The organism is Aquimarina algiphila, assembly GCF_007489275.1.
GTDB classification, from domain to species: Bacteria; Bacteroidota; Bacteroidia; order Flavobacteriales; family Flavobacteriaceae; genus Aquimarina; species Aquimarina algiphila.
The window spans coordinates 1-25322 of record NZ_VLNR01000093.1; the positions used below are offsets into that span (position 1 = coordinate 1).

At 31.6% G+C, this 25322-nt stretch carries 24 protein-coding genes; 16 read left to right on the plus strand and 8 right to left on the minus strand.

Annotated features, from left to right (window positions below; genetic code table 11):
* Positions 1-185: 185 nt before the first annotated feature.
* Positions 186-2261: a hypothetical protein gene (locus tag FOF46_RS27870; protein ID WP_143918756.1), complete on the minus strand. Its 2076-nt coding sequence runs from the start codon at positions 2259-2261 to the stop codon at positions 186-188.
* Positions 2262-2279: 18 nt separating this feature from the next.
* Positions 2280-2501, minus strand: a complete 222-nt coding sequence (locus FOF46_RS27875) for a hypothetical protein (protein ID WP_143918757.1) — start codon at positions 2499-2501, stop codon at positions 2280-2282.
* A 108-nt stretch (positions 2502-2609) separates the two neighbouring features.
* On the opposite strand from FOF46_RS27875, the gene FOF46_RS27880 reads away from it, so the two are divergent.
* Positions 2610-3050, plus strand: a complete 441-nt coding sequence (locus tag FOF46_RS27880; RefSeq protein ID WP_143918758.1) for a hypothetical protein — start codon at positions 2610-2612, stop codon at positions 3048-3050.
* A gap of 10 nt (positions 3051-3060) precedes the next feature.
* On the opposite strand, the gene FOF46_RS27885 is transcribed toward FOF46_RS27880, so the two are convergent.
* Genes FOF46_RS27885 through FOF46_RS31825 form a run of 3 tightly spaced genes read right to left on the minus strand, consistent with a single transcriptional unit; the run spans position 3061 to position 4236 of the window.
* Positions 3061-3303: a hypothetical protein gene (locus FOF46_RS27885; protein ID WP_143918759.1), complete on the minus strand. Its 243-nt coding sequence runs from the start codon at positions 3301-3303 to the stop codon at positions 3061-3063.
* Positions 3303-4154 carry a hypothetical protein gene (locus FOF46_RS27890; RefSeq protein WP_143918760.1) on the minus strand — a complete coding sequence of 284 codons (852 nt, stop codon included), beginning with the start codon at positions 4152-4154 and terminating at the stop codon, positions 3303-3305. The genes FOF46_RS27885 and FOF46_RS27890 overlap by 1 nt, the downstream gene beginning before the upstream one ends.
* On the minus strand, positions 4093-4236 hold the full coding sequence (locus tag FOF46_RS31825; protein WP_167571969.1) for a hypothetical protein: 144 nt from the start codon (positions 4234-4236) through the stop codon (positions 4093-4095). Before FOF46_RS31825 ends, FOF46_RS27890 begins: the two co-directional genes overlap by 62 nt.
* 1128 nt (positions 4237-5364) lie before the next feature.
* Here FOF46_RS31825 and FOF46_RS27895 point away from each other — a divergent pair.
* Entirely contained in the window at positions 5365-8817 is a 3453-nt protein-coding gene (locus tag FOF46_RS27895; protein WP_143918761.1) for a pyruvate carboxylase, read from the plus strand.
* A 12-nt stretch (positions 8818-8829) separates the two neighbouring features.
* Here FOF46_RS27895 and FOF46_RS27900 read toward each other — a convergent pair whose 3' ends face one another.
* Positions 8830-9969, minus strand: coding sequence for an SH3 domain-containing protein (locus tag FOF46_RS27900; RefSeq protein ID WP_143918762.1), 1140 nt, complete (start codon positions 9967-9969; stop codon positions 8830-8832).
* Between the two features lie 267 nt (positions 9970-10236).
* On the opposite strand from FOF46_RS27900, the gene FOF46_RS27905 reads away from it, so the two are divergent.
* From FOF46_RS27905 to FOF46_RS27930, 6 genes are all read left to right on the plus strand, one after another.
* A complete protein-coding gene (locus FOF46_RS27905) occupies positions 10237-10953 on the plus strand; it encodes a hypothetical protein (RefSeq protein WP_143918763.1) in 717 nt (238 codons plus the stop codon).
* Positions 10954-11238: 285 nt separating this feature from the next.
* A complete protein-coding gene (locus tag FOF46_RS27910; RefSeq protein WP_143918764.1) occupies positions 11239-11499 on the plus strand; it encodes a hypothetical protein in 261 nt (86 codons plus the stop codon).
* A gap of 172 nt (positions 11500-11671) precedes the next feature.
* Complete coding sequence (locus FOF46_RS27915) at positions 11672-13180, plus strand: GDSL-type esterase/lipase family protein (RefSeq protein WP_143918765.1); 1509 nt, start codon at positions 11672-11674, stop codon at positions 13178-13180.
* Positions 13173-14447: a GDSL-type esterase/lipase family protein gene (locus FOF46_RS27920; RefSeq protein WP_167571971.1), complete on the plus strand. Its 1275-nt coding sequence runs from the start codon at positions 13173-13175 to the stop codon at positions 14445-14447. Before FOF46_RS27915 ends, FOF46_RS27920 begins: the two co-directional genes overlap by 8 nt.
* A complete protein-coding gene (locus FOF46_RS27925) occupies positions 14440-16098 on the plus strand; it encodes an MBOAT family O-acyltransferase (RefSeq protein ID WP_143918767.1) in 1659 nt (552 codons plus the stop codon). Before FOF46_RS27920 ends, FOF46_RS27925 begins: the two co-directional genes overlap by 8 nt.
* Before the next feature lie 334 nt (positions 16099-16432).
* Positions 16433-17116: a uracil-DNA glycosylase family protein gene (locus FOF46_RS27930; protein WP_143918777.1), complete on the plus strand. Its 684-nt coding sequence runs from the start codon at positions 16433-16435 to the stop codon at positions 17114-17116.
* 14 nt (positions 17117-17130) lie between these two features.
* Here the strand turns inward: FOF46_RS27930 and FOF46_RS27935 are convergent, their stop codons facing one another.
* Together FOF46_RS27935 and FOF46_RS33150 are read right to left on the minus strand one after the other, a co-directional pair.
* Entirely contained in the window at positions 17131-17763 is a 633-nt protein-coding gene (locus FOF46_RS27935; RefSeq protein ID WP_143918768.1) for a hypothetical protein, read from the minus strand.
* Positions 17764-17886: 123 nt separating this feature from the next.
* Positions 17887-18150: a 30S ribosomal protein THX gene (locus FOF46_RS33150; protein ID WP_143918769.1), complete on the minus strand. Its 264-nt coding sequence runs from the start codon at positions 18148-18150 to the stop codon at positions 17887-17889.
* A gap of 1066 nt (positions 18151-19216) precedes the next feature.
* On the opposite strand from FOF46_RS33150, the gene FOF46_RS27945 reads away from it, so the two are divergent.
* The 8 genes from FOF46_RS27945 to FOF46_RS27980 all read left to right on the plus strand — a co-directional run.
* Entirely contained in the window at positions 19217-20026 is an 810-nt protein-coding gene (locus tag FOF46_RS27945) for an alpha/beta hydrolase (protein WP_167571972.1), read from the plus strand.
* Positions 20027-20315: 289 nt separating this feature from the next.
* Positions 20316-20903, plus strand: a complete 588-nt coding sequence (locus FOF46_RS27950; protein WP_143918771.1) for a hypothetical protein — start codon at positions 20316-20318, stop codon at positions 20901-20903.
* A 223-nt stretch (positions 20904-21126) separates the two neighbouring features.
* On the plus strand, positions 21127-21507 hold the full coding sequence (locus tag FOF46_RS27955; protein WP_143918772.1) for a VOC family protein: 381 nt from the start codon (positions 21127-21129) through the stop codon (positions 21505-21507).
* Between the two features lie 51 nt (positions 21508-21558).
* Positions 21559-21870: a GNAT family N-acetyltransferase gene (locus FOF46_RS27960; RefSeq protein ID WP_143918773.1), complete on the plus strand. Its 312-nt coding sequence runs from the start codon at positions 21559-21561 to the stop codon at positions 21868-21870.
* A gap of 169 nt (positions 21871-22039) precedes the next feature.
* On the plus strand, positions 22040-22462 hold the full coding sequence (locus FOF46_RS27965) for a VOC family protein (protein ID WP_143918774.1): 423 nt from the start codon (positions 22040-22042) through the stop codon (positions 22460-22462).
* Positions 22463-22631: 169 nt separating this feature from the next.
* The gene (locus FOF46_RS27970) at positions 22632-24032 is read left to right on the plus strand and encodes an AraC family transcriptional regulator (RefSeq protein ID WP_143918775.1); all 1401 of its coding nucleotides are present in this window, start codon (positions 22632-22634) and stop codon (positions 24030-24032) included.
* Between the two features lie 91 nt (positions 24033-24123).
* Entirely contained in the window at positions 24124-24516 is a 393-nt protein-coding gene (locus FOF46_RS27975) for an HAD family hydrolase (RefSeq protein ID WP_143918776.1), read from the plus strand.
* 521 nt (positions 24517-25037) lie between these two features.
* The coding region (locus FOF46_RS27980; RefSeq protein ID WP_208746827.1) for a VOC family protein at positions 25038-25322 on the plus strand (285 nt) is incomplete at its 3' end.

The window sequence follows — 25322 nt, forward strand, 5'->3', positions numbered from 1 at the left end:
ACAAGTTATTTAATACACACACTTTTGGGGGTGGGTCAATTTAAACAAGAATAGGTGGGTCAGTTTAAATAGGATTTACTGGGTCAATATAATAGGAATAGGTGGGTCAGTTTGGCAAGAATTTCCACTGCCTGTGCGATTTGTTGTTTAATAGTAATATCCATTATCCTGGGTTTTTATATTACCTAGAGGTAATCGTTAAAATTCACTTTGTTATTGACGTATTCAGCTTGTGATTGTCTGAAGTTGGTTTCTATTGTATTGTTGTCTTCTTCGTTTTTTACGGTAAGTAATTCTAGGGCTTTGGTGTTAATCTCCTTATGTTCATTTCTACGGTTCTTATGTTGCCCGTTGGAGTCTACCAGTATTAGTTTTGCAAGGGTATCGCTGAGTTCTGATTTAGTGCTAAACAGTTCATGTACTGTGTTAATATTCTCCTGTCTTTGTTCGGTGATATAATTAACTACTTCCTTATTGTAAGATCTGATACGTTTTAGCTCTTCAGTATCTTCTTCTTTATGGTCTGCTAGTGCCATAGGTTGAATGTATTTTTGTTCTAGCATGAATCGGTATTTACCATTCTCGCTGACCGCTAAAACATGATTTAAATTTTCGGAATCGTAATGTATTTCCCAATCTAAATGAGATAGTTTTCTAAATTCAAGATCAAAAGAATCATATGTGATTTTTTGACCATCAATAGTGATATTTATACCATCTCCTCTAAGTTGATTTGTAAAGCCTGTCGTTAATCCAAACAATAGAAGATATTGTGAGATATCAATCGTTTTTTTGAATTCATCAGATACGGAAGCCCAATTTGTTTTAAAATCTTTTATTTTACTAGCTCGTTCAGTTTCCATTATAGAAACAATTTGCTGGTAACATCCTTTTTCATCAGGAAAACTATGTCGAATCTTGTTTAACATTTCATCATTTGGTTGGTTTTTACTGCCAGAATCCACATTATAACCACTCCAATTGTCATGCATACGAGCATACTTCTTATTTATGGTTGAAAAATAGGGCTCAATAACTTTTGATTTACCATTTTTTGCCTTGGCAGGGGTAAATATCTTTGATACTGCTTGGTAAAGAGGAGTTAGTTTTTTAACAGAATATCTATCCGATTGAATTTGATAAGGCTTGTAATAATCCCCAAACAGTTCTTTTGTATGATTCATTGCATTTTGAATCGCCTCTTTAATTAATTGAGGAGTCTCATGAGTTCCGATAGCATAGCCGATAGGGTAATTATTGAAAGGGTCCAAGACAGCTACAATACAAAGTTTATTGTGGTAGGTAATAACCTTTCTTCCTTTTTTATCTATGGTTTGTTTTTGATATAATAATTCAACATCCCATCCATCCAATGTCCAATATAACATTGGCGTACTCGGTTTTCTTCTTTTATTTTGCATTAAAAGTTTGTCACTAAGTGCAGATGATCCATTACGACCTGCGTATGTAACCAAGTTACTTTTAGTTTTACGGTTAGCTACGGTTTTAGCCGTTATAGTAGGCCAGTTCATTTGATTGGCTACTGTATTATATATACCACAGATAACTTCATTGTCTAAATTGGTATGTTTGGCTATAAGCTCATCAAGTAAGGCCATTTGTTCTTTATTGGTAATTTTAGCAGCATTATTGTTTTGTAGTTTTCCAGATATTAATGATACATAACCTTCTTTAGCATATTGAGTAGCCTTTCTTCTTAATGAATCCTTTGTTGTTGGTAATCCATGTTCTACTTCGCGAAATGAGTTTACATCATTGCTTAATGATTGCCATATATCCAAGCTTGTAACACCTAATGCTTTTGCGTACATTCTTCTGTCTTGTTTGATTTTTAGAACAGTGTTTAAAACTGATGCTTGATACACATATTTTTCAACCAATTTTAAATCTAGTGTCTGGTTATCTCCATAGGTATGAGCAACATAAATATCAAAGGCTTTTCTATCTGGAGTATAATGTTGAGCGAAGTAACTTTTTCTTATTTTTTCAGGAGGGTTACCAAACTTCATGATAAGTTGTTCCTTCCACTCTTTACATAAAGAATTGAACTGTACTAAAGCAGGTCCAGACCACGAAGCCTTTCTTAATTCTTTTTCTGGAGAAGTTTTACTATTCAATCTTGATCTTAAAGCTCTATAGTTAATTAATTGTAAACTGTTTTCGTGTTTATTTATATCCGCTACAAGAAATTGAGTACCTACTCCTAATTTGTTATCATAAAATATATACGGTGTCTCCATACGTTTACATTTAGATTATTAATCGTTAATAGCTTCTAGTATTTTTAAAGCTCCTTCAAGAATATTTTTAGCTTTATAACTTTTTGGTTCCCTATCACCTCGAAGTAACATATTGACATAAGATTCTGTACAATCGAATTTTTCGGCAAGGGCAGTGGGTTTGATCTTATGACGGTTGTCTTTTATTTTTATTAGATCACTCTCTGTAAGATTACTATTTTTTAGTACATTTGTTTTCATATAGAAACAAAAGTAACAACATTATTCTAAATAAACAATCATTATTCTATATATTTAGAATATATTTAATAATTTATTAGAATATTGAATATAATTAATATTATAAAATTGGAGAAGCCTATTGATAGAGTAAGAATAATAATAGATAGCAAAAGACTGTCTGTCAGTGCTTTCGAAAAAGTTATTGGTATGTCAAATAACTCGATTCAGCAGGCACTAAAGAGAGGTGCTAATCTAAAGGATGAGACTTTAAACAATATTCTAAATGCTTATCCAGAAATTTCAGCACAGTGGCTATTAACGGGGAAAGGCTCGATGAATACTTCTGACTCAATTTCATCTGAACCAAAGACACATGAAAGTAAAGGAAAGTATATTTCTAAGGAAACTATTGAGATTTTAGACAAGTTGTCAAAATCAGATATTATAAAATATATGGAGTTAAAACAGAAGGATTTTGAAAAATATTCAGAGTTTCAACTTTATAAAAAACTATTAACAAAGGATGATGTTATTGCAGAGTTAATAGAAAAACTCAGGGAGAGATAGAGAGTAATGTTTAAGAAACCTTCAATAATCTATATTTTTCTATAGTAGCCTTTACTTCGGAGTCATCGATATTCTTACCAATTTTAAAAGCATTGCTTAATTCTTGAATTATTTTATCACGATCTTCTATTTGCTCTAGTAAGAATTCATTAAAAGTCTTCTTTAGATTATCCAAATCACTTTCCTGTAAGTCATATTTAGAATACTTACTAAGTAATTTTTCTTTATAACTATTACTTTTATCATTCTCCATTAAGCAATACTATTTATAGTTTTTTCAATCTCGTTATCTAACTCACTTAATTTATCATCAATAGAATCCTTATTACTTTCTTTTGATTTTAAAGCCATTTTAGCAAAAGGGAATAGGTATCTGTTCTTTACTCTTCCTAATAGCTTAATAAACCTCACAACATTAATATTTGCGCTATCAACTTCATTTTCAAGTCTGCGAATATATCTAGACAATAGTAAGGAGAAGTAACTCGCAATGGAAACAAAAACTATGCCTAGTATTATATAAGTTATACTTTCAAAATCATCTCCCGGATATAGTATATAAGAAACAAAATAAATTGCCCCTAATAGGATCAAACCAGACTTTATCTTAACAGAATTTAGATATAAATTATCATCACTCTTCCTGTTACGATAAAATAAAAACATGGAACTTGAAACATAAAGCAGAAAAATAACTATACCGACATTATAAAATAACTTTTCGATATTTGGGAAAAATAAAACCCTGTTAGAAGCCCTTTTGCTTTTAATATTATTATAAGCTTCAATAGCTATATCATAATTCTCTTGGTAGATTTTTTGTGCTTCAATTAAATTTTGAAGTACTAATTTGTCATTAGGTTTTTTTCCTAATTGACCTATAAGATCACTTTTAACTTTATTTGACTCAGTAACTTTGTTATTTAATTCTTTATACTCGCTAACAAGAGTTTTAATTTCGTCACTTTTAAAATAAATATGCCAAAAAGGTGCTGAAGAACAAACAACAGCACCTATTATTATGAAAATAAAAAGTATTTTTTTAGTTAGGGGGAGTGATGTCTTCTTCTTCGAGTTCTCCTTTATCTGTTGATTCTGTATCATAGGTCTGATCTGATATTTCTTCCTTTTCACAACTAACAAATGACAATGCAAGAACTACTGCTAATATTACTAATTTTTTCATCTTATTATATTTTGGTTTTACACAAAAATAAGCTCTAACCATAGAAATCTATAAGATTCTATTTCAAATTAGTAAACTGGTTATCAACAATAGTAATTCTATATCATACACTGGTAATTGATATTTTTTTAACAGTTCAAATATACTGAGGATTGGAGTATATGTGGTTACGGTAAAACCGCATAATTTCTCAAAAAAACACTGTTATTGTTGTGGTTTTCCGCAATATTTTCTTATAAGGGGTTAATCTGTATAAAAATTTAACAATCCACTATGTTGTTAATTATTATGTTTTTTTAGGATAGGATACTCAAATATATGTACAATATCTCATTATTCATAGTTCAAAACCTCATAATAATGATAGAACTAGAGCTTTATAGACCTTAAATGTTTAAAAATAAATATCTTATATTTTTTATTAATAAAAGATTAACGTTTTTCGGGGTGACTCAATTTAGGTTTTATGGTTTTTGAGTTATTTAAAAGTACATTATGGGGGGTATTTAAACTCATTAAGTATTACTATTTTGTTTCACCCTATCTTTCACCCTATATAACACCCTAATGCATAATTTGGTTTATTATTCCAAAATCCAAATGTTCAAAAACAATTCGATTCAAATTTAAATTGTAGTTATTATAAGTCCTTTAAACTTTGAAGAAATATTACAGTTAGTTCTTTATCTATTTGGGCATTTAAAACACCTTTAAAACCTATTTAAAATGGCTAACTGTAAGAGTTTTATTGTTATTGGAGGTGTTTCACCCTGACAAATAGTAGTAAAATGGTACTAAATGATATTTGTGGACATTTGGTGTATTTATCAAAAAGTATAAAAAAAAGCTCCTAAGAGCCTAATTTTAAAAGGTTTTTCGACCTTTTTATTAATTGTTTATATTGTACATTTAGTATTACCCCCTATACATTCAATTTATTTCTAATACTGTTTTCTTAATAATTATAATATTAGTTTTTGATCATAATGTAGAGTTTCTAAGAAAACAAGTCATATTATAAGTTATTTTGACTTATATATTTTGATTATTCTATTGCATAGCATATTTCTTATCAATATCTTCGCAGCGAATGTTCGCTAAAAGTGTTTTTAACTCAAAATTTACAGTATGCAAATTAAGAAGGTTTTAGTTGCTAATCGAGGAGAAATTGCAATCCGAATTTTTAGAGCATGTACAGAGATTGGATTGCAAACGGTTGGGATATATACGTATGAAGATCGATATTCCTTACATAGATATAAAGCAGACGAAGCATATCAAATTGGCGAGAATCATCAACCTTTAAAACCGTACCTGAATATTGAAGCGATCATTAAGGTGGCTAAGCATAATAATGTTGATGCAATTCATCCGGGGTATGGGTTTCTTTCAGAGAATGCTGATTTTGCGCAACGATGCCTAGAAAATGATATAATTTTTATAGGACCTAAAGTTTCTGTGCTTCGCTCCTTAGGAGATAAAATTACAGCCAAAAAAGTAGCGATAGCGAATGACATACCAATCATTCAGAGTAATAAAGAAGATCTTATAGATATTAAAATAGCTATAAAAGAAGCTAAACGTATTGGATTTCCTGTAATGCTAAAAGCGGCTTCTGGAGGTGGGGGACGTGGTATGAGAGTAATTCGAAATGAAGAAGAATTAGAAAAAGCCTATCCAGAGTCGCGTAGAGAAGCCCTTAATGCTTTTGGAGATGATACCGTATTTCTTGAAAAGTTTGTAGAAAATCCAAAACATATAGAAATACAAATTGTAGCTGATCAATATGGAAATATGGTACACCTTTTTGAACGTGATTGCTCTGTGCAACGACGATATCAAAAGGTAATTGAATATGCTCCTTCTTTTGGCGTATCAGAACAAATAAAACAGGACTTGTATGAATATGCGCTTAAAATATGTAAAGCCGTTGATTATAATAATATAGGTACTGTAGAATTTCTGGTCGATGAAGATAGTAGTATCTATTTTATTGAAGTAAATCCTCGTGTACAAGTAGAACATACCGTTACAGAAATTGTCACAGGAATAGACCTAATCAAAGCTCAGGTTTTTATTGCCGGTGGATATAAGCTATCAGACAAACAGATAAAAATAGAAAGTCAGGAAAGCCTTAAAACAACTGGATTTGCATTACAGTGTAGAATAACTACAGAAGATCCAGAAAATGATTTTAAGCCAGATTATGGTACGATAACAACGTATAGAAGTGCTTCTGGATTTGGAATTCGATTAGATGCGGGAAGTGTATATCAGGGAGTAACGATTTCACCATTCTTCGACTCGATGTTGGTTAAAGTTTCTGCAAATAGTAGAACTTTGGATGGAGCATGTAGAAAAATGCGACGAGCACTTTCAGAATTTAGAATACGTGGCGTAAAAACCAATATGCCATTTTTAGATAATATTCTGAAGCATGAAACCTTTAGAAAAGGTCAAGTAACAGTTAATTTTATACAGAATACCAAGTCTTTATTTGCAATTCGAGAATCAAGAAACCGTGCTACCAAATTAGCAAATTTTTTGGGTGATATCATAGTAAATGGGAATCCAGATGTTAAAAAAATAGACCCTACTAAAACTTTTGTTACCCCGGCAGTTCCAAAATTTGATGAAACCGCGGGATATGCAAAAGGAACTAAAAATATATTGACCGAATTAGGTCCGGAGAAGTTCGCTACATGGTTGAAAAATGAAAAGAAAGTTCATTTTACAGATACTACAATGCGTGATGCGCATCAAAGTCTCTTAGCCACAAGAATGAGAACTTATGATATGGTAAAGGTAGCAGAAGGGTTTGCTAAAAATCATCCAGAAGTCTTTAGTATGGAAGTTTGGGGAGGTGCGACCTTTGATGTTTGCTTACGTTTTCTTAACGAAAATCCATGGGAAAGGCTACGTACGTTAAGAAAAGCTATGCCTAATCTATTACTTCAAATGCTAATTCGTGGATCTAATGGAGTAGGGTATACTGCGTACCCTGATAATTTGATAGGGAAGTTTGTAGAACAATCCTGGGAGAACGGAGTTGATGTTTTTAGAATTTTTGATTCGTTAAACTGGATGAAATCAATAGCTCCATGTATCGAACATGTACGTACAAGAACACAAGGTTTAGCAGAAGGTTCATTGTGTTATACAGGAGATATTTTAGATCCTAATAGAACTAAGTATACACTTGGTTATTATATCCAGTTAGCAAAAGATATTGAGAATGCAGGAGCTCATATTCTTGGTATTAAAGATATGGCAGGACTATTAAAACCTTATGCGGCTTATGAATTAGTTTCTGCCCTAAAATCAGAAATCAATATTCCAATACATCTGCATACTCATGATACTTCTTCGGTACAATCTGCAACATACCTTAAAGTAATTGAAGCAGGAGTAGATGTGGTTGATGTAGCCTTAGGAGGCCTTTCGGGATTAACCGCTCAACCAAATTTTAATGCTATACTTGAAATGATGAGGTTTCACGAACGTGAGAATATCATGGATATATCAAAATTAAATGAGTATTCTAATTATTGGGAAGCAGTACGGGAATATTATTATGTTTTTGAGTCCGGACTAAAAGCAGGAACGGGAGAGGTGTATCAGCATGAGATTCCGGGAGGACAATATTCGAATCTTAAACCACAAGCAGAAGCATTAGGGCTTTCTGATCGTTTTCATGAAATTACGAAAATGTATGGAGAGGTTAATGAGCTTTTTGGAGACATCGTTAAGGTTACACCGAGTTCTAAAGTGGTGGGTGATATGGCTCAGTATTTGGTAAGTAATAACTTAACTATTGAAGATGTAAAAGAAAGAGGAGAAACAATTTCATTTCCACAATCGGTAGTGAGTTTGTTTAAGGGAGAATTGGGGCAACCAGTAGGGAAGTTCCCAAAAAATTTGCAGAAATCAATTCTTAAGGATCAGCAACCATTTACGAATAGACCGAATGCACACTTAGAACCTGTAGATTTTGAAGTTGAATTTAAAGATTTCGAAAAAGTGTTTAAAAAAGGAATGGGAAGAGCTTTAGATATTACTGATTTCCTTTCATATAAACTATATCCAAAAGTTTTTACAGGAGCATATAATCATCATTTAAAGTATGGTAATGTGATGAATATTCCGACCAAAAACTTTTTCTATGGGATGAGTCCAGGAGAGGAAATTATTATAGAACTGGATAAAGGGAAAATTCTACTGATAGAGCTGATATCAATAGGAGAGCCTCATGAAGATGGAAAAGTTACCATATTCTTCAAGGTAAATGGGCAAACCAGAAATGTAGAAGTGCAAGACAATTCAATTAAGGTAGATAAAGTGACACATGTCAAAGTTGACAAAACAGATGTCAAACAAATTGGAGCTCCGCTACAAGGTTCTTTATCTTCTGTGTTGGTGAAAACGGGTCAGGAAGTTAAAAAGAATGACCCTTTATTTATTATTGAAGCTATGAAAATGGAAACTACCATTACCGCTAATGAAAATGCTATAATAAAGAAAATTGTACTCAAATCTGGGACCATGGTAAATGCAGATGATTTGATTTTAGTATTGAAATAGTTTTTTATTAGACTAATCAGTTTCTGCGCAATCTTCTTCAAAACCATATAAAGTGCTTACAAAATGTTCTTGCATTTCTGTTTGCTCTTTATATGCTCTAGAAGCATCAAGTTTTGTACAACGGCCTAGAGCCCATTTAATAAGATACATTTTAGCGTAGGTTTCTTCGTGTTCGGTTCCTTTGCCATACATCGATCTTTCATAACAGCTATATGGATTACTATTATTTTGGCATTGTTCTTCTACAAAATTATCCCAATACTCAATTAATGCTTGCCCTCCAGAAACCAAACGGTCTATATAAACATCACAAAATTCATGTTTAGAAGCGGGTATATCTAACGTTAGTAATATTTTTGGATCAAAGTGAGCTTTGATCTGTATGGTATAAAAATCATATGACTTTTTTAAAATAGATAACTCTCTTTTGCGTTGCTTCTCCCAATATTCTTCATCGATGAGGTTTAGATTTTGGATGTATTTGTATTTTCTGTTGTATTCTTCATTGAGTGTGTCTAGACTTAACCTAGATAACTCTTCTAAATTTGAAGCCGTATATGAAGTTTCAAGACCAAGATTATACCAAAAAAAAGGTTTTTCATAATTATATAGACTAAATTCAACATCCCGAAAAGCAAACTGAAATGTATCAATAATTTCTTGTTCACTATACATATCATTGTCGAAATATGCCTTAAAGTCACAAAAAATTTCACCCCATTTTAGTGCTTTAAACCTGCTATCAAATCGAGGAGATAAAAAAGCATTAAATACATAACCACTTTGATCAATACTTTGATTAGAAGTTTCTTCAAATAGTTTAAAATTGATTTTAACCCATTCTCCGGTAATTTGTTTATCGTTATCCATTATCTCTAAAGTTTTCCCTGTGTGTTCGATAATTTTAACTTGACTTGCAAATGGAAGCTTAGTAATAATATCACCACTACTTTCTGGTTGTTTTCGAACAAATAACCCATTTTTTGCAATGACACTATTAGTGATATTAATGAGTTGTTGTTTTTCCGGTATTGAAACAATAATGGTATCTCTAGTTTCTGGAATGATTGATTTTTTTTGTGTCTTATCTCCTTTACAAGCGTAAAGAAGACAAATAAAACTCAAAATAAATATGCGTTTAAAGATATACATTGTTAAATTTTTAAAAATAAATACCAAATGTATTTGCTTTTAAGTCGACTTAAAAACCTAAATTTAGATTTGTAGATAATCGATTAATATATGTGAGTATTCTATACCAAAAGAGAATCTCCTCTTTATGTGAAACAATCAATATATTTTTAACACCTTGATATTTATCATAAAAGTAAATGAATTATGGGTTTATAGTCAATTGAAGGAATACAATGATTACAATTTATAATTAACTTTTTAATGAAGTTTACCTACTTTTACGTTATGCAATACTTTTTAATAATTGCCTTACAAGGCTTTTGTGTTTATCACGCGATCAAGAATAAAAGTAATTATTATTGGTTTTTTGTTATTATGCTTCTGCCTGTATTAGGAGGTATTATATACTTATTTACTCAAGTTTTTAATAAGAAAGATTTGGATGTGGTTCAGAATGAGATTTTTAGTGTTGTTAATCCTACTAAGAAAATTAAAGATTTACAAAAGCAATTGGATTTTGCTGATACTTTTCAGAATAGAGTAAATTTGGCAGATGCATTATTAGAAGCTGGAGATTATACCTATGCTATACAAGAATATGAAACAGCACATAGTACGAATAATGATGCTGGAGTACTTAAAAAACTTATAGAAGGGTATTATCAAATTAAAAATTATGAAAAAATTATTTCGAATGCAGAAAAGATAACGGATAGATCAGATTTTAAAGGTTCCAGAAGTCAGTTTTTATATGGTTTGGCATTAGAAGAATGTCAACAGTCAGAAAAAGCAGAAGAACATTTAAGACAAATTGATCAACGATATTCTAACTATCAAGAGCGATATACTCTTGCTCAATTTTTGTTAGAAAAAGGAAAAACAGAGGACGCAAAAGAGATTTTATTCGAAATTCTTACAGAAGCACAGCATATGTCTAAGCCTAATCGTAACAGATATAGGATAGTAGTAGATGATGTGAAAAAATTAATTTCTTCTATTTAGTGATCACATAATATACATTCCTTTTTTTGAAATTATTGTACTTGGGGTTATACCTTTCTTCAAAATATAACATATGATTAATATGTTTATGTAGCTGAATTTCTTACTTTTAGAAGTATTGTTAGATATACCTACCCTTTGATGATAAATACATTGTACTGAGCTTTTCAGACGTTGTTTTTTGTTAAACTATAGCTTTACAATTACTTTTTGTTTTTATAAAAAATAGACATGAACCTTGGTGTCGTTAAATTTTCAAGGATTTCTAATTTTAATTCATGTATTATGTTTAAAAAACTCTTAAACCTTAAAGGAACCACAGAAATTAGTAAGAAAGCACAAAAATCCATCTCAGGTGGTGGATCAAGAGGGAGTTGCTATCCATTTTTTCATTTAGGTCCTTGCAGGCTTGATTGTAATTGTCCTGGTACAACTGCCAGACAACCTTCTGGAGCTAGTCATTTTTGCCTTTTAAACTACCCGGCGATAATACGTAATGCTACTCAATGTGGTGGCTCAGGAGGTGGAATCGAGATTGATGCTTAATCAAAAATGTTTTATCATTTTAGTTATAATTTATTATATAAGGAGTCATATTCAACAATATGACTCTTTTTTTATCCTTTTATATAAAGTAATATGTCGTATACCCATGAAACTACTTTGTAGTTCAGAAAATCTTTCTATTTTTACATTAGCTTAACATTCCCGGGAAACATTGAGAATCAGACCTATTCAAATATCATTATTTATCCTACTCGTATTAGGAGGATTGTTCGGTCTCATGTTTTTGAGCCAAAAAGGAGGTGTTCAGAAAGCTCAGACTCAAGATGATGGGTTTTCTTATGAAGGAGTATCTGTCAAATATCCAGCATATACTACTTTTTTGGGTTTAGAGAAAGATTCATCTCTAACACGACAAGATGTTTTAGAAGTTACGCAAATTGTAACACCATTAGATATCGAAACGAGTGAAACTAAGAATGATATTGCTTTAGCAGAAGAAATAAAACAATTACCAGATTTCTCCAAAATTGATACTACTCGAATTGTTAGAATTAAATATCCAGAAGATAACCCAGATTTTGCAACAGAATTAAGGAAAAAACTATCTTCAAGATCATGCCGTATTATACATTATGGTGATTCTCAAATCGAAGGAGATCGTATAACGGGATATTTACGTAACAGGCTTCAAGGGATGTATGGAGGTAGTGGCCCTGGATTTATTCCTGTGTTACCAGTATATCGACAGATAAGTGCAATTGTTGAACCTAGTGAGAATTGGGAGCGGTTTGCTTTTTTTGATCCGACTAAGAAAAAGTTTTCCCATAAAAGATATGGGGCATACTTATCGGTTTCACGGTTTACGGCATATCAAAAAGTACTTCCAGATAGTACCAAAATTGATTCTTTACCGATCATAAAGGCTTCTGTGAAAATTGGGAAGTCAAAGAAGACATATGCCAAATTCAGGCGATTTACAAATATCGGCCTGCATTATGGTAATTGTAATTTTCCTATAAAAATATCAGTGTACAATGATGGTAATTTGATTCAGGAAGATAGCCTGATCGCAGATGGAGGATATCATCAATATAAAATTCGAACTTCGGTCACTCCAACAGACCTTAAAATTGAACTAGAAGGTAAAGTTAGCGCAGATTTCTATGGGCTTACCTTGGATGGTGGCTCTAGAGTACAAATCGATAATGTAGCAATGAGAGGCGCTTCGGGAACTATTTTTGCAAATTCTAATGCAACTACCTATCGTCAAATGGTAGGGCAATTAAAACCAAAAATTGTCATTATGCAATATGGCGGAAACACAATGCCATATCTTAAAGATTCTATAGATGTAGAAAAATATGCTAAACGAGTAACGAGTCAGGTAAATTGGATCAGACGACGTGCAAAAAATACAAGTTTCATATTCATTGGACCTACAGATATGTGCCTTCCGGTAAATGGTAAAATGGAAACCTACCCGATGTTACCGTACCTTAATGCGAAACTAACGGAAACTTGTCTAGAAAATAATGTTGCATATTGGAGTATGTTTGATGCAATGGGAGGAAAAGGATCTATGAAACTATGGGTAGATGAAAAACTCACCGCCAAAGATTACATGCATTTTACCTGGAAAGGAACCAAAATAATTTCAGAACTATTTTTTACAGCCCTATACCTTGACCTTAAAGAACCTGAAAACAATGATGATGCGTAGCAAATTACTCTTTTACCTATGCCTTTTTGCCTTACCAGCAATGGCACAAACTTATGTTTTAGATACTGTACGAGATAAGTATCCATTTGTAAATTGGAAAGCCAATTCCATCAAGATGGCAGAGAATTCTCCAGCGTTTAAAAAACTCTTTCATAAATTAGATACAATTGCAAAAGGAGGAGAAGAGGATCTTCATATTTTTCATATTGGAGGTTCCCATATCCAGGCCGATATTTATTCAAACCGTTTGAGATCTTATCTTCAGACAATGAGCCCAACCTCGAAGGGACAACGAGGATTTATTTACCCATATAGTATTGCCAAAACGAATAACCCCGGAAACTATAGAGTCAAATTTGATGGGGAATGGAAAGGACACAGATGTTCGGTAAGAAAAGATAGTGTAGCATGGGGATTATCAGGTGTAACCGCAGTTTTTAAGGATACAATATCCAATGTAAAATTAAAAGTCAATGGCAATAACTATCATGAAAAGATGTATGATTTTAATAAAATCAGGATTTTTTATGATAATTGGAGCACAGACTATGAAATATCGTTTAAACAAGACTCTATAATTTCTGAAATCAAAGAGGATAAGAAAGCACATTTTATCGAATATACTTTAAATACAACAGTAGACGAGATCGAGTTTTGTATTCGTAAAGTTGAAAATGTAGAAAATGCAGAGTTTTTGATGATGGGGATAGAATTAATGAATGAAAATAAAGGGATTGAATATACTTCTATTGGAGTAAACGGAGGTAGTTTTTCGTATTATGACCGTTGTGAATATTTTGAAGATCAACTAATGCTCTATACTCCTGATTTATTTATTGTATCAATAGGTACTAATGATGCATACCACCCTGATTTTAATCCAGCTTCGTATAAAGCATATTATACCGATTTAATTAAATTGGTACAAAAGGCAAATCCAGATTGTGCCGTACTACTTACCGTACCTAATGATTCATATTATAAGAAGAAATTTCCTAACCCTCGAACTCGAGTAGCAGAAAAAATTATTTATGAAGTTGCCAAAGAACAGAAAATGGCGGTTTGGGATTTTTATGAAATTATGGGAGGGTTTAATTCTTCACAGAGTTGGTATACTCATAAGTTGATGCCTCGTGATCGTATTCATTTTACAGTGAAGGGATATCGAATAAAAGCAGACCTTCTCTTAGAAGCATTAGTACATTCATGGGAGAATGAATTACAACTGGAACCAAATTCTATTTTGACTCAGATTATTAATGAATAGACTCATTGACATATTTTCTTTTTCAGAAGATTTTCCGTTAATCTTTACACAGGCAAATTTCTGGATTTTCTTTACAGCAATATATTTTATTTATGCCATAGTCTATCGTAAAAAAGCATTGCGAAGCGCTTATCTTTTTGCAATAAGCCTTTTGTTTTATTATAAAACTAGTGGTCTTTTTATTGGAATATTATTGTTTAGTACAGTAAATGATTTTTTTCTAGGGAAGGCTATTTATAATAGTAGATCCATTATCTTCAAAAAAATATTAGTTGCAGTAAGTGTTATTATTAATCTTGGAACGCTGTGTTATTTTAAATATGCTTATTTCTTTACAGATTCCTATAATTATTTGTTTCAAACCGATTATGAAGTTATAAACTATCTAGCGCAATGGGCAAATACCTGGAGCGAGGTAGATTATTTCACGGTAGATAAAATTATTCTTCCTGTAGGGATTTCATTTTATACTTTTCAAACCATTAGTTATAGTGTAGATATTTATAGTAAACAAATCAAACCTCTAAAATCAATTATAGATTTTGGTTTCTTTGTGAGTTTCTTTCCGCAGTTGGTTGCCGGACCGATTGTAAGGGCAGCAGATTTTGTACCACAGATTCGCAAAGAGATTAATATTACCAAACAAGATTTTGGTAATGCTACTTTTATGATTCTAAAAGGACTAATCAAAAAAATGCTATTTGCCGATTATATTGCGGCTAATTTTATGGATAGAGTCTTTGATGTACCAGAGATGTTTTCTGGGTTTACCAATATCATGGCAATGTTTGGGTATTCATTGCAAATCTATGGTGATTTCTCTGGGTATACCGATATAGCAATTGGATTAGCATTACTTATGGGGTATAAGTTACCAGTTAACTTTAATTCACCATATAAGGCAATTCATTGTGGAGATTTTTGGAAGCGATGGCATATTTCTCTGTCTAGTTGGCTAAAAGATTATTTATATATACCTATAGGAGGTAATCGTAATGGAAGTATTTTTTCATATATATTCATAACGGTTTTTACGTTTTTAGGAGTGTTTGCTTATGCAGATTTTGGGATTGCTATTATTGCTACTGCAGGAGTGGGATTAGCCTTGATTATTACTTTGTTTTCATCAAAATTGGCATGGCATTTTAATCGAAATGTAAATATTATGATTACAATGCTAGTAGGAGGGTTATGGCATGGAGCTTCCTGGAAATTTGTAATCTGGGGAGGGTTAAATGGATTGGGAGTTGTTGCCTATAAATATTGGCGTAAAATCAGCCCTTACGAAAATTCTAATGCATGGTTGGCTACGGTATGGAAAATAGGATTAACCTTTATATTTATTACGTTTACGAGAATCTATTTTAGGGGTAATAGCATGGATCATATCAATCGTTTCTATCAACAGGTCGCGACCAATATGGATTGGCAAAATGCATTGCTCGTACTTTGGGAATACCGTGCGGTTTTTATCATTATGGGGATTGGATATATTACGCATTGGCTACCTTATAAGACCAAAGATTGGATTTTAGAGCAGTTTATAAAAAGTAATATAGTAATCAAAGCAGTTGTAGTTATGGTAGTGGCTATTATCTGTTACCAAACGTATGCTGCCGATTTTCAACCATTTATTTACTTCCAGTTTTAAAAATACCTAATGTATAGCATTGGAACCTCGTATTTGTCATTCCAGTGTAAGCTGGAATCTTTTTCTAATCGATAGTAATATTATTTTGGACGTGCCCCTACACTACATTTCGGGTCAGGCTATTCGCTATATCTTTCTTATTTGTATGCAGAGCTTGTCGAAGTAGACAAATAAGAAAGGATGTCGCTATTATCCCTCACGCAAAATATATCTTTAGCTAATACAATATACTATTAGGAGTTTTCGGTGTCTAATTCTAAAATTTAAAAACTTCAATTTTTGCTTTTTAGATATTACTCTTACCTTCGTGAGCCATAATTCGTAAATGATCATAGTGTTTTTACATACCCATCCATATGAACCTTTTTTTCCAGAAGGCGCAACAAAATTGATTGTGGGAACTTTGCCACCGCCAAGGTTTACTACAAGAGAGCTTAACGAAAGAGATGTAGACTTCTGTTATGGTAGTAGTAATGGATTACTATGGCCGGTTCTGGATCGGATTTTTAAACTTAATTTGGTTTTTGAAACGACAGAGGTAGCTGCAAAGCAACGAAAAGATTTCTTAACATCAAGAGGTATTGGAGTCTGTGATATAGTACACAGTTGTAATCGTCAAAAGATTGATGCTTCAGATTTGGGAATGCAAAACATTAAGTTAAGAAACCTTATAGGTTATCTACTAGAATATCCAAAAATAGATACCCTAATATTTACAGGAGGTAATAGTAAAAATGGGCCTGAATATTTTTTTAGAAAGCACCTTAAAGAATATGATATGAAATTAGAGATCGTGTCAAATGAAATTCCCAGAATACACCAATTCATATTATATCACCCTAAGCCTGTCGAAGGGTCACCAAAACCAAGAATCATAAATACGGTTTCGCTAACGGCTCCATCTGGTGCTGCCAATAGAGCTATTGGTAGTTTACAAACATATAAAGAACTAAAAAAACAAAACCCTAAATTCAATACGACTGATTTTAGGGTAATGCAGTATCAAAAATTCTTTTAGAGAATTCTATATTTTTATTGCCTCAAAAAGATCTTTAAATCCTCACTCTTTTGCATTGCATAGGATAGTGATTTGTTATAGAACGATTTTTCTGGTTTGTAATTTGTTAATGACAATACATTAGGTAATTTCATTGCCCAGGAACCTGATTTTTTAGTTTCGCCAGGAGTAATCATCACTACGTGCCCATATGTGTTAGCAGTGTCTATAATTATAGCCAAACCTCCTCGGTTTGTGTGTGCTAAGGCTTGATCTATTGTTTCCTGATTAATAGAACCTAGTTGTATCCAATTTTTTGATTTTTCTACAATTGGACGTATACTGTCATAAATTACATAACCTAATTTGGGATCGCTAAATTCTGTAAGCCCGTATGTTTTAGTGATAATTTTGGTAATGCTATTTCTACAATCATTACGTTCTGTAGCTACTTTTTTACAGGTGATAAAATTTTGTACCACTTTTGCAAAATCAGCTTCGCTAGGATTGGATTCACTCCTAGAGTCATTATCAACTTGAGTATTAGTGTCATCTTTTGTCTCATCAGATTCGATTTCATTTGAAGAATCTTGAGTTTTTTGTGTCTTATTATCGTTACAAGAAACAATAAGAATGGTCATAAATAATACTAGTAATTTTTTGCCCATGGGTTATTTATATTTAGAGGTACAATGATAATTAATCTCTTTAGAACTACAAAAGAAAAAGAAAACCCTAAAATCAATCGTATTGAATTTAGGGTTCTTTAGTATATTATAGTTTTATTTTGTTTATGCGTCCTTTTCAGCTTTCTTTTCTATAACTTTTTTTTCTGCAGCTTTTTTTGCTGCAGCTTTTTTTGCTGTAGCTTTTTTTGCTACTGGTTTGGCCTTTGGTTCAGGCTCTTCTTCTGTTTTTGGTTTGGCTTTAGTTGTCGGTTTAGCCTTAGGTTTTGCAACTGTAGTTATAGTTGCCGATTTTTTACGACGTCTTAATCTACCATAAGTTCCTATCCAGATTTTTCCACGACGTGTTTTTTTATCTCCTTTACCCATAAATTATATTTTGTGTTAAATAATTGACTTTGTGCGATATACTAATATACGGATTTAAATATAATTTTGCCATTTTTTAATCAAACCCACGTAGAAGTAAAAAAATGAAATTTTATGATCAAAATAGTATCCAGAAGTCAAAAAATGATTTTCTGATTTCAATATATGATCCGGAATCGAAAGAATTGTATAATAGTCTCAAAATATAATATTGATAAAGAATCAGTACAGTTACTAAGGTCAGAACTAAAAAGTTGTATATCCTTGTTAATACTTTTTATATTAGCAAACAAGCAGAGGGATTAGCATCTACTATTGATATGAGATCAATACGACTATAGATAGGATCGTAAATAGCGCAAAACGATAAGTGATAAAATTATAGGTACACCATTATTTTGATATTAGGATATATGTGTACTTTTATAACAGAAATATGTGCACTAGTAGATATATACAATTGTTGTATGCCATTCCAAATTCGGATCGGACACTTTTTTTAAGGTGTATGGAAAACTAGATGGAGTTATTTTTTATAAAGTAGGGACGGCAAATCTTGACCTTGGGCAAGGACGGAAAAATAATTGACAATGTCAAGGGTGTATTATGAATTGTGGAGCTACTTTATAAAAAAAAACGGTTTTTTTGTTCCCATAGCCAACGAACCTTATTAGCTATAAAATTCATAGGCTATGGGGAAGCTTAGAAAAAAGTGTGCGCCATATTGTTGCGAATTTGAAACGGTCCCCTTGATTTTTATTATTAATTTTAAACGAAAATAAAATTAAAATAAAACGGCACACAACACTCCTTAAACTCCATTGATCAAATAATTTGTCTTCGCTATCGCTTCGCAAATGATTTAATCAACGACGCTAAGGCTGAGTTTAGTACGACATTGTGAGTAATTATGCCCCGTCCTGAATAAAGGCTACAGTTTTAAACATTATGTACAGAAATGACAAAGTAATTGACATTACAGTGAACCTTTTAATTATACAATATGACATTTATAAATTATTTCCTTAGATACACTACTATTTCACTAATGTTTATCCTTTCACACATGAACGCTCAGAATACAGAGCCTTATAAATATCCACAAAGTGAAATTGCAACAATTCATTCCAAAGTTTTGAATGAAGATCGTAAAATTTATATTCATCTCCCTAAACTAGACTCAACAAATTTAGACAACAGATTCCCTGTATTATATTTAATGGATGGTGAAAATCATTTCGAACTTTTTGCTCAGTATGCAGATTATCTTAGCCGCCCCGATGTCCTCGCAATACCTAAAATGATAATCGTTGGTATTCCTAATACACAACGAAGAAGAGATTTAACGCCAACAGTGAGTATAACTGATTGGGAAGGTAAACCCGACACCAGTAATTTGATTAAACCCAGTGGGGGAAATGAAATTTTTTTGAAGTTTATCAAAACGGAGTTAATACCAGCCATTGATAAAAGCTACAAAACGAAACGCTATAAAATTCTTGCAGGACACTCTTTTGGCGGACTTTCATCTATTAATTGCATGTTGACGTATCCTGATATGTTTGATGCTTACATTGCTGTCAGTCCATCATTTTGGTGGGACGATAGGTATCTTTTAAAATTGGCTGACAAAAAACTAAAAAAAGAATCGAATTTAAAAAAAATTCTCTTCTATAGCGATGGAAATGAAGGGGGTAGTTCCTCTTTTTTTCATTCAGATTTACTGAAGTTTGATTCCTTAATCTCAAATAAAAATTTAATTGGGCTTGATTATATGTACAAACATTATCCAACCGAAACGCATATGACCGCACCTATAGTTGCCTATTTTGATGCTCTAAGATTTATTTTTAAGGAATGGGAAAAACAGCAATAAAAATAAAAGGCGTGCGAATAAATGTACGGACCGCTAACATCGGTTTTGTGCAAGCGGGGCGGAAGGAAGTAAATCAAACTTAAGCTGTGTAAAAAAACATAGGGCGGTTTTAGGTAGCTGAAAAAGCTTGTGATTTTTTACTAGGTCGCCAACTATAAAATTTGGCATTTACAAAAAATGATAAAAGCAAAATATTTATATTTGGCTTAATGTCAAATTGAAGCGTATTGCTTATTTCCTGTCCTACGATTTTTACACTTAGCGTTAGCGAAAATTAAAACTAAACTTTATGAAAATTAAAATAATTCTAATTTCTATATTAATCATAGCTATTATAGGTTGTTCAAAAGAAGGCAAAACTTTCAGTACACCTGAAATAGGTTGGACTATGGAATTAATAGATAATTGGGAAATTGAAAGTTCCAGAAATTTAGATAAAGATATAAAAGAGGGAATAGAAAAAATAAAAGAATCAGGAATCAACCCAAATGTTACAGGGAAAGAAATAAAATTGATAACATTTCGTAAAAATACTATTTCTAAATTTCAATCGACTATTATTCCTTTTAAAGAAAGTTATAAAAATGAATGGAATGATAAATATCCTCTAATTAAAAAACATATATACGATATTTTCAATGCACAAGGAGTAAGAGTTGATTCTACTTCCAATAAAGAAACTATTGATGGAGTTAACTTTGAAGTATTTAATATGAAAATTTATCAAAACAACAAGCAAGTAATGGAACAAAACATGTATCGAACTTATTTGAATGGATATGATTTTATAATAAATATGACTAATGATAGGGCCCTTTATAAAAAACAGATGCTAAGAGTATTTAGAAAATCAAAATTTAGTAAAATTGAGGGATAATATTGGCTAATAATGGTTATAATTAATGTGGTTTTGGGACTTAATTCAAAGTTTAGTACTAATCATAGCTCAGACGTTAGCTGGTTATATAAAAAAATTTAGGAAAAGAAACAAAACCACGAATGTTTAGAATACAGAAATAATAATATAACACAATAGTGGTACTTACTTTTCTTTATTCTGAAAAATTAAAAACACCATTGACCAATTATAGAATAATAAGATGAAAGATAAATACAATCCAGTTGTTTATTTTGAAATTCCAGTTTCAAATATTGATAGAGCAATTAAGTTTTACAAATCTGTTTTTAACTTTACATTTGAAAGAGAAGTAATTGACAAGAATGAAATGGCTTTGTTTCCATTTGCAGAAGAAAGCTCGGGAATTTCAGGAGCCTTAGCTAAGGGAGAAATTTACAAACCGACAAATGATGGAGTTGTAATTTACTTCAAAACCGAAAACATTGACAAGACCTTAAAAATAGTAATTGAAAATGGTGGACAAATGTTGTATCCCAAAACATCAAACGAGGAATTAGGTTTTGTCGCTGAATTTGAAGACAGTGAAGGAAATAGAATTGCCTTACATCAATCATCAAATTAACCTGAGAAGAAAAAATAACCGCTAACACGGTATGTAAAACATAGCTTATAAGTGCTAATCAAAACGTTTGTATTTACTTGCAAAGACCACCAAATTGGATTTGCTCGAATAATTTCTGACTATTCAACTATTGCATATTTAGGAGATGTTTATATTTTAAAACAATATAGAGGAAATGGATTAAGTAAATGGCTGATAAATGAAATAATGGAACATCTTAATCTTCAAGGGTTAAGAAGTTGGATTTTATTAACAGATACGGCTGAATGGCTTTATAAAAAATTTGGTTTTAAAGAATTACCTAATCCTGAATTTTATATGGAAAAGCATAATCCAAATGTTTACAATGGAATGAAAAACTAATGCGAACAAAGTATACAAAAAATAGCGCGAGTTATTGCGAACATAAAGGTTTGGCTTGTGTTTAATCTAAAAAATAACAGCTTGTTTTCAACACTACTTTTCATATACGGAGACGTTGTGCTTCGTTAATAAAAGGATTAGGAGTAATTAATTTCTGAAAAAATAAAATATGGCAACAATCAATACTTATTTAAGCTTTATGGGTAACACCGAAAAAGCATTTAATTTTTACAAATCAGTATTTGGTGTTGAATTTGTTGGTGAAATAAGACGCTTTGGGGATATGCCTGATAATGATTTAATGTCGGAAGAGGACAAGCGAAAAGTAATGCATGTTGGTTTACCAATAGGATCTGGAAATTTCCTTATGGGGACTGATGCACTTGAATCCATGGGGCAATCGCTAACATTTGGAAATAATTATTATATATCTATTAGTCCAGAGAGTAAAGAAGAAGCTATTAAATTATTTAATGGGCTTTCATCAGGAGGAACGGTAACATCGCCACTAGCGGATACCTTTTGGGGTGCATACTTTGGGACATTTACAGATAAATTCGGAGTGCAATGGATGGTAAATTATCTTAAATAATAAAAAAACAAAACACAACAACACCTATAATTCATTGCGACGGAATTTCCTAAACGGAAATTCTTATCTTGCAATGAAAGCTTGGTTATCTCGGAATAGCCCTCGCAGACAATTCAACAACGAAACCATGGCTCAACTGTTGTGTGTCATTTAAAGAAACCTAAATGAAATGAACGAAACAAGACGAGAATACCTTAAACGAATAAATTTTGTCTTGGATTTCATTGAAAAAAATCTTGATACTAACCTATCACTTGAATGCCTGTCTGAAAAGGCTCATTATTCACCCTATCATTTTCACAGAGTATTTTTAACGATCGTTGGAGAAAGGTTGAATGAATTCATCAATAGAAAACGGATTGAACGTATTGCCTCAATTATACTTGTTGAACAAGGCATCCCTTTAAATAATTTAGTCTATAAATATGGTTTTAATAGTGACAGCTCGTTTTCTGGAGCTTTTAAAAAATACTATGGTATTAGTCCAACTAAATTTAAATCTGAAGGCAAAAGAATACTTAGCAAGATTGGTATAGAACCTTTTTCATCTGAAAAATACATTTGTTCCATTGACAATATTAAACAATGGATTAAAATGAATGCACAAATAAAAATAAAAGAACTTCCTGAACTAAAGCTTGCCAGTATATCTCAAATTGGAGAATTTTATAAGGCAGGTGATATGTTTCAAAGATTGATGGAATGGGGAAATCAAAAAAGAGTATTAGATACTTCAAATTTTAAAGCTATTACTATTTATCACGATAATCCTAATGTTACTAAGACATCTAAAGTAAGATTCAGTACTTGTGTAACTATTAGTGAAAATATCAATCCTGATGGAGAAATTAGACAAATAATCTTAAAGAAAGGCATTTATATAGTTGGACACTTTGAAATTAAGGCAGAAGAAATTTCAAAAGCATGGAAAAACATGTGTGTTTGGGTTATTGAGAATGGTTATGAATTCAGAGATGGAGACTATTTTGAAACATATTATAATGACCACAAAACTCATCCTGAGCAAAAATTCATAATAGACATTTGTATTCCGCTGAAAAAAACAGAGAACCTTAAACTTGAAGAAACTAATAGTGTAAATTTATCAGGTTACACAAAACAAGACAAGCAATGCAAGAATGACTTAGATTATCATCAATTGATAAACTATATGAAAGAATTAAGAGCTTTTTTTCAAAAAGAATATGAAACCTCCTTTAAGCTAGGTAACATATATCGAGAAAGTCCTGATTATTCCTATTTTTCTTTAACTACAGAGAAGTTAAAAAAACAAAAAATTAAATTTGTTATTATCTTGGATCACAAAACTTTGTGTTTTTCAATTTGTCTTTCAGGTCAAAATAAAAGTATTCGAAAAAAGTACTGGAAAATTTTTAACGATAGTGATTGGAATAAATATAATTTGGCAGAATCAATTGACAACAGTTTATCAATTATAGATCAAACAATTATTAAAGAACCTAATTTTAATAATAAAAGAAGTTTAACCGAAAAGATTGAAAAGGAATCAATGAAGTTTATTAAAGAACTAAAAGATATACTTGAATAATAAAAATGCGCATACAACAAGGCACAAAAAACATAGCCATCCTTTGGGATGACAACGTTTCTTATGCGAGACCGTTAGCAACCATTTAGAAATGAATATCAGTTTTGATTTAGATAGCACTTTAATCCCAAATGGTAATGAATTTGATGCCGAAAAGAGGAATGCAATTGCAAAATTTTTTGGAATTGAAGAAATACGAAAAGGTAGTTCTGAACTGATTTCTGATTTGCAAAAAGAAGGACACAAAATTCATATTTATACAACATCTTTTAGGTCGAAAAGAAAAATAAGATGGACATTAAAATATTATGGAATCAAAGTTGATCGGATTGTTAATCAAACGGAAAATAGGAGAATCTTAAAATCTAGGAGTATTAACTCATCGAAATATCCACCTGCATTCGATTTTGATATACATGTTGATGACTTAAAAGGGGTTGGAATTGAAAGCGAGAGATTTAATTTCAAAACGTTAATTGTTTAACCAACTGACAAAAATTGGATTGAAAAAGTAAAAAAAGGAATAGAACAAACATTTGAATTAAGCACACTAAAAAGACTTTTAACAGAGCTATGGCTTCAATCAAATAATTGTTCTGATGAAATTGAAAACATGTGGTCTTCTATTCAAGAAGTAGCCAATTCAACTAGAAATACTAGAAAAGAAATAAGAAAGTATTTGTATATGTTAGTTGATAATAAGTATATTAGTCTAAACTTCGGAAAAACCTTTACTATTTGAATTTACAGAAAAAGGAAAAGTGATTAAAACTGATTTGGATATAGAAAAAATAATAAAAAACGTTGGGTAACAAGGTGTATAAATCATGTTGACTGTGCCACAACGATCTATACACGCGACGTTAGCGGTTAATTAAAAAACGTCAGAAAAAGAAACAAAACCACGAATGTTTAGAATACAGAAATAATATAACAAAATAGTGGTACTTACTTTTCTTTATTCTGAAAATTCAAGACACCATTGACCAATTATAGAATAATAAGATGAAAGATAAATACAATCCAGTTGTTTATTTTGAAATTCCAGTTTCGAATATTGATAGAGCAATTAAGTTTTACAAATCTGTTTTTAACTTTACATTTGAAAGAGAAGTAATTGACAAGAATGAAATGGCTTTGTTTCCATTTGCAGAAGAAAACTCGGGAATTTCAGGAGCCTTAGCTAAGGGAGAAATTTACAAACCGACAAATGATGGAGTTGTAATTTACTTCAAAACCGAAAACATTGACAAGACCTTAAAAATAGTAATTGAAAATGGTGGACAAATG